The sequence below is a fragment of the Acinetobacter sp. 251-1 genome, assembly GCF_030329305.1.
Taxonomy (GTDB): domain Bacteria; phylum Pseudomonadota; class Gammaproteobacteria; order Pseudomonadales; family Moraxellaceae; genus Acinetobacter; species Acinetobacter piscicola_A.
In genome coordinates this window covers 1-1,949 of the sequence record NZ_JACANS010000021.1, presented here as the reverse complement: position 1 = coordinate 1,949, position 1,949 = coordinate 1, and the positions used below count along the sequence as shown (strand labels likewise).

Here is a 1,949-nt window from a genome sequence, read left to right as displayed (position 1 = left end):
TATTAATAATGAAATTGTATTGTCGTAAAATGTTAAGTCACTGTCGTGAAAAGATAAAAACAATAAAAAAATTAAGCTAATTTAAAGTCCAATTTATGCAGCAATGCATAATCAATATTCAAAAAACATTTTAAAAAATTCGGGAATAAGGACATTTTCCATGTACGGCAATATGATGTTTCAGCCACTTTTGATCAGTAGTTTAATTGAACATGCACAAATGTATCATGCAGATACCGCGATTATTTCAAAAAATACAGATGGCACGATGACGCATACCTGTTGGGGGGAAATTGCTGAAAATTCGAAACGCTTTGCGAACTATTTAACAAAGCTCAACTTAAAACAAAGTGATCGTGTTGCGACAATCGCATGGAATAATCATCGACATTTAGAAACTTGGTATGCTGTTTGGGTAGTGGTTTGATTTGTCATACCATTAACCCACGACTTTTCCCAGAACAATTGAGTTTTATTATTAACGATGCTGATGATCAAATCCTCATTTTTGATAAAACTTTTGTCAATTTAGTTTTATCGATCAAAGCCAATATTCCGCGAGTGAAACAGTTTATTTGTTTAGATGCTTATGATGATGAGATCGCCAAAAAATTCCCTGATGTTCAGTTTTATGATGAGTTAGTTGAAAATCAGCCAATTCGATTTACATGGCCAGTCTTAGATGAAAATACCGCCAGTTCATTGTGTTATACCTCAGGGACCACAGGTAATCCGAAAGGCGTATTATATAGCCATCGCTCAACTGTTTTACATAGTTATGCTAGCAGCTTACCTGATTCATTTAACTTATCTGCTAAAGATCGCGTATTACCTGTCGTTCCGATGTTCCATGTCAATGCATGGGGAACACCCTATGCAGCCGCAATGACGGGGGCAAGTTTAGTCTTACCTGGACCAATGCTCGATGGCGCAAGTTTGGTTAGTCTGATTGATAATTATCAAGTCACTGCGGCATTGGGCGTTCCAACGATTTGGCAAGGTTTACTCAATGCTGCACAGCAGTTGGGTAGTGAGCTCAGTAGTTTAAAACGCAATGTTGTGGGTGGGGCAGCTTGTCCACCTTCCATGATTAAAGCCTTTAAAGAAAAGTATCAATGTGAAACCATTCATGCATGGGGAATGACTGAAACCAGTCCAATGGGCGTGGTGAATCAACTCGAAGCCAAACATCATCAATGGGATGAAGCCAATCAATCGCAAGTGCGTCTAGCCCAAGGTCGTCCACCATTTGGCGTGCATTTACGTGTTTGTGAAGAGGAAAAAGGCACAGTTGAGCTAGAACGAGATGGTCACTCAACGGGGCACTTGCAGATTCAGGGACATTGGATTGTTGATCGTTATTTTGCGCAAACTGAGTCCGCTTTAACAGAAGATGGTTGGTTTGATACAGGTGATATTGCGACTTTAGATGAAGATGGTTATCTGAATATTGCTGATCGTGCCAAAGATTTGATCAAATCAGGGGGAGAGTGGATATCCTCTGTAGAGCTAGAAAATATTGCGCTTGCTCATCCTGAAATTGATACCGTTGCAGTAATTGCAGCACATCATCCACGTTGGGATGAACGCCCTATTTTAATTGCGAAAAAATCTATAGAAAGTCAGGTGACTGAGAGCCAAATTCTGGATTATTACAATGACAAAATTGCCAAATGGCAAATTCCTGACAAGGTAATTTTTGTTGATGCCATTCCTGTCGGGGGTACGGGTAAAATTTTAAAGAAAGATTTACGTGAAATGTATGGCTCAGTTTTATTAGAAACGGAGTAAGTCTTTTATTTGCATGGTGTTTTGGCAATAGAGTGACACACTTTATTTCCAAAAGATGAAAAAATGATCAAGGAAAGGAATATGACACAAGAAACGTCTGCAGGCTTAAGATTTAGACAAGCACTGGAAGTGGAAAAACCATTACAAATTATCGGTAC

1 pseudogene is annotated in these 1,949 nt (G+C 38.9%); it reads left to right on the top strand.

Annotated elements, in window-relative coordinates:
• Positions 1-160 precede the first annotated feature (160 nt).
• Positions 161-1,791 (top strand): annotated as a pseudogene (locus HX129_RS15175) (long-chain fatty acid--CoA ligase).
• Positions 1,792-1,949: the final 158 nt, after the last annotated feature.